Annotated in this window: 3 protein-coding genes and 1 pseudogene; 2 read left to right on the top strand and 2 right to left on the bottom strand. The window is 36.1% G+C overall.

What is annotated here, in order from left to right:
* Positions 1 to 32: 32 nt before the first annotated feature.
* Positions 33 to 1,274: an outer membrane protein transport protein gene (locus tag P20652_RS01990; protein ID WP_008172164.1), complete on the bottom strand. Its 1,242-nt coding sequence runs from the start codon at positions 1,272 to 1,274 to the stop codon at positions 33 to 35.
* 283 nt (positions 1,275 to 1,557) lie between these two features.
* Between P20652_RS01990 and P20652_RS01995 the strand changes: the two genes are divergently transcribed.
* Positions 1,558 to 1,881: a hypothetical protein gene (locus P20652_RS01995; protein WP_008172161.1), complete on the top strand. Its 324-nt coding sequence runs from the start codon at positions 1,558 to 1,560 to the stop codon at positions 1,879 to 1,881.
* On the opposite strand, the pseudogene P20652_RS19135 reads toward P20652_RS01995, so the two are convergent.
* A pseudogene (locus P20652_RS19135) lies at positions 1,841 to 2,664 on the bottom strand (HD-GYP domain-containing protein). The gene P20652_RS01995 and the pseudogene P20652_RS19135 sit on opposite strands and share 41 nt — an antisense overlap.
* Positions 2,665 to 3,010: 346 nt before the next feature.
* Between P20652_RS19135 and P20652_RS02000 the strand changes: the two are divergent.
* Positions 3,011 to 4,774 (top strand): lysophospholipid acyltransferase family protein, encoded by a 1,764-nt coding sequence (locus P20652_RS02000; RefSeq protein WP_008172156.1) that lies wholly within the window; start codon positions 3,011 to 3,013, stop codon positions 4,772 to 4,774.
* Positions 4,775 to 4,821 lie beyond the last annotated feature (47 nt).

Genomic DNA, 4,821 nt, shown 5'->3' with positions numbered 1-4,821 from the left:
GTGCCTGTGATTAACCACAAGACACTCCTACATTAAAACGTGTAGTTGTACTGAGCACCAATAAGTACTGCGTGACCTTTAGATTCAAAAGCCCACTGACTACCTGAGTCATCAGTTTCTGTAAACGTTTGTGTTTTACCACGGATAATACTCACACCAAGATCAAAATTAGAGTTTTGATCAATTGTGTAGTTACCACCAAACGAGAACCAGAAACGGTCTGTATCAGGAATAGAGATTGATAGGTGCGTTTGTGATACCGGCGACTCATCAAATGCAACACCAGCACGAAGTAGTATGTCTTCATTTAACTGGTAATCAGTACCTACTGAGTAACGTAATGCATCAGAGAAGTCTTCTGTTTTTTCAAAACCTTGCTCTGGTGGTAAACCAACTTCAGCTTCTAATTTGTCAAAGCTACTCCATCCAGTCCATAGTACGCTGTAGTGTAAACCTAACTTTTCATCTAACTGATGTGAACCAGAAAATTCAGCGATAGCGGGTAGAGTAATATCAACAGAACCTGAGCGCTCAGCGATACCACGTGCAGCGCTTGAATAAGTTCCTTCAAATGTTATATCTGTTTCTGTACGATAATTAAAACCAAAACGGCTATTTTCATCAAGTTGATACATTAGGCCTACATTTAATCCATAGCCAGTATCATCACCCTCAAGATCAACAACGTTCGTTGAACTTGGAACGCCAAAAGGGTTTACACCTATTTTTCGAACTATAGTTGCATCAGCATAAATTACATTTAGGCCAACACCAAAACTAAACTGCTCAGTTACTTTATAGGCAACACTTGCATTCATATTAACTGTAAAAATCTCAGTCTCACCCGCAATCTGGCCTGCGGCGTAGTCATCATTAAATTTAGTTGATAAACCAAAGTTAGAAAATGCACCAAAACCAAGTGATACTTTATCGTTGTAAGGCATAGTAAAGTAAGCTGCTGGCACCACTGCACTTGGTGCAATGCTATCGTCATTAAGTGAGGATTGCTCAATACCCGTTGGCGCACCTTCGCCTTCTAAGCTTACATCTGGAATTACACCAATAGCAGCAACACTTAGTTGCTTGTCTTTAAATAAAGTCATTAGTGCAGGGTTACGTGCAACAACAGACGCGTCGTCTGCGATAGAAGCTTCACCGGCATATGCACGGCCTAAACCTGATGCATTTTGCTCAGCTAGTTGAAACGCAGCTGCAAAACTATCAGCTGAAACAAATGCAAGCGAGGCTGCGATAAGTGTTTTAGTAAATTTCATTATTGTATCCTTAACCAAACAAACTGTTTGGGTAGCTATGTGTGTTGTAACTAAGATTTAAAACTTAGCTACACTACATCAATTTTTTTTAAAAAACTTCATGATCACATCAAAAAGGTGCAAAAACATGTTTTTTAACGGTATTTTAACAACTATTTAAAACTCATCGGATGAGAAATATGCTATTAGAGTAATGACTCTAAACGTGATTGATTATCATTTAGATTGATTTAAAATTCTTAGCAATTTACACTTAGCATAAAATCAAAGAGGGAATAAAACAGTGGTTACTTTACTTATTGTGGCTGCACTTATTTTTTGTGGCGTAAGTGTTTTTTGCTTTTACAAAGCAAACTACTGCGCATGTACTCAAGCAGGACAATGCGATAACCCCGTAAACCATTATTGGCTAGGGGCAATGTTAAATGCGTTGATCTCTTTGGCGCTGTGTTGTTTTGCATTGCACGTAGAGCTAGGCACTTTGTTATGGTTAACACTAATGGGAAGTTGCTTTTTGGGTGCGTTTATTTCAGCAAAAAAAACTAAAAAAAGGCAATGCAGTAAAGCTAATTCAACAAATGCTCTTTTAGCAGGCGAGACAAATTAATCTCATAATCTAAGGGCTTAACACTTGATAGTATTTTAAGCTCTTAGGTGTGCTCACTTAAATCGATGTCTTTCGGTGTAACATGATGATTGTGCTTAGCATTATAAAATAGCTTAGTTGTAGGTTTAATAGGATTTAATACGATCCTCTCAAGCATTAAGGCTAAACGTTCATTCGTTAATTTTACAATATTCCCTACCAGATGCCCCCCTAAACACTTCATAAAACGTTGTACTAACTCACCATCAAATAATTGTTTATTGGCTAAAAAATAACATAATGTGTTAATAAGCTCATAACTCTCTTGATGTACTCTGTCAGCAGTCATTGCATCACATACATTAACGATTGCTATAATAAGGGGTGGACGACTTAGCTTTTCAGCCTGTATCTCTGGAGAATTACCAGAGCCGTCCAATTGCTCATGGTGATTTACTATCATGTCGAGAATTAACGGTGTAATACCCTTTTCACCTTTAACTGAACCCAAGCCTTGCACTACGTGTTTTTTTAATTGTTGATGCTCAGTGCTGGTCAACTTAGTTAGTTTTGAAAGTATCCCCTGAGGTAGCTTGGCTTGCCCTAAATCATGAAGTAAAGCACCCATAGAAAAATAAATCAGTAGGTTAGTACTGCTTCTGTTACTAAGCGTTTAATAATTGACTTATCACGCATCAAACCGCTGGTCTTAATTTTTATACTATTGAACCCTTCGTAATGCTTAGTAATGCTATCGACGTACATACCAGTGGTAAGCTCAGACGCGGGCAAAGTAAATAGTATAAGGGCGAGATTTTTCTATTAATGAATATGTACCTTACATAGCATTAATCAATGCTTAAAGGCCTACCTTTTTAGTTGCGAGCAATCACTTACAACTAAAATTTTAACGGTTTTATTAAAGTTGCAATGAATTCTGATTATTTTACTTTTCAATAATTAAACGCTTTAGTCTAAACTACTGAAGTATTTACTACTAAAAAGCAGATAATTTGGTTACCCAAATCATCAAATCATTGTAAAAAAGCGAACTTTATTAGCTTTTTTTGAACATAATATGGTTTTGCCTCGGTCTCAATATACACAGCACGTAATAACAACAGCTTAAATACTCAAGAGTACTAAATATATGACAAAACTAAATCATCCCGTATCAAACCTAAGTGTGGCTGCAATAAATACAGCTTCGCCTTTAGGTCATATATTAAAAATAGCCGCTCCGCTGCTCGACAGCTTATTAGGTATAAATAAATTACGTGACATCTACTTATCTAATAATTTATCCGGTTTAGGCAAACAAGAATTTAGCGAAAAGCTACTAAATGTATTAGGTATCAATGTTCTTGGTGAACAAGGGATTATTAGTAAAATACCTAAGCAAGGCCCTTGCATAGTGGTATGTAATCACCCTTATGGGATGATAGAAGGCGTAATAATTGCAAAATTATTAACCAATTATCGAAGTGATACAAAAGTAATGGCTAACGTTGGTTTAAAAATATTTAAAGAAATAGAAGATTACTTTATTTTTGCAAACCCATTAAAGCCAAAAGCCGCCATTAACACCAGTGCAATCAAACAATGTTTTAAGCATGTAAACAACGATGGTTTACTTGTTGTTTTTCCTGCAGGCAGAGTCTCATTTTTTCAATCAGAAAAGCAACGTGTAACCGACGGGCAATGGAACCGTTTAGCCGCTCAATTAGCACTAAAAACAAAAGCCCCTTTACTGCCTGTGTTTATAAGTGGCCAAAACAGCTCAACGTTTCATAATTTAGGACGAATTTATTATCGCTTTAGATTGCTAATGCTTGTACGTGAGTTACTTAAAATACAAAAAGGGTCCATTAATTTAAGTGCTGGTAATTTACTTATGCCAAAATTATTAAGTAAATTTGAGCACGTTGACGATATCAACGATATTGCTCGCCTGCAGTGTTATTTAAACGATAATCGCTTTATAACTCCTTGGCAGGACGATAACCAATCAACACAACTTGAAGCTATTATGCCTGGTGTTGATAAAATAAAAATGACGAATGAGCTTGCTAACTTACCAAGCGAACAGCACTTATTAGACTTTAAAAGTTACTCAGTTTATTACGGCTATCAAGTGCAAATACCTAATTGTGTTGCTGAAATAACACGTCTTAGAGAAATAACCTTTCGTACATTAAACGAAGGAAGCGGCAAGCCATGTGATACCGATAAGTTTGACGCAAGCTACATGCATTTATTTATTTATGATCATAAAAATGAAGAGATAATTGGTGCCTATAGAATAGGGCAAACTGATTTATTGCTAAAAAATAGCGATGTCAGCGCTCTTTATTTATCGCAAATGTTTAATTTTGAACCCTCTTTTATTAATCAGCAACAGCCGTGTTTGGAAATGGGTCGATCGTTTATAGTTCAAAAACATCAAGGCAGTTACCATGGTTTATTACTGCTATTTAAAGGCATTGGCGCATTTATGGCATTAAACCCTCGTTATAGAACTTTGTATGGTACAGTTTCCTTGAGTAAACTTTACGACCCCCGCTCTGTAGCTATTATTGACCATGCAATGGTTAATAATAAACAAGGTGTTAGCGCCAATACGCCTTTTAATAATAAAATTCACCCAGAGTTTGAGGACTTTATTAGTGATCACACGTTAAACATAGATCACGTATCAACATTAGTTATGGGAATAGAAGAAGATAAAAAAGACATACCCATTTTATTAAAGCAATATCATAAACTAGGCGCTCAATTTCATTGTATGGGGATTGATAGCAACTTTAATCACACTCCGGGATTACTTTTAAGTGTACATCTACCCAGTGCGCCTGAAAAGCTACTTAAGCTCTACCTTGGTGATAAAAAAGATGATTATATAAATCACTCATAATGTTTATCTGCTGTATTAATACAGTAGCTAAAATACAGTTAACAAAA

It is taken from the genome of Pseudoalteromonas sp. BSi20652, assembly GCF_000239855.1.
Taxonomy (GTDB): Bacteria; Pseudomonadota; Gammaproteobacteria; order Enterobacterales; family Alteromonadaceae; genus Pseudoalteromonas.
The sequence above is the reverse complement of the archived record's forward strand: the minus strand, read 5'-3'. Positions and strand labels throughout refer to the sequence as shown.

Excerpts from the sequence above, each read along its gene's own strand:
- P20652_RS02000 (WP_008172156.1), top strand. The coding sequence starts at position 3,011 with ATGACAAAACTAAATCATCCCGTATCAAACCTAAGTGTGGCTGCAATA.
- P20652_RS01990 (WP_008172164.1), bottom strand. The coding sequence starts at position 1,274 with ATGAAATTTACTAAAACACTTATCGCAGCCTCGCTTGCATTTGTTTCA.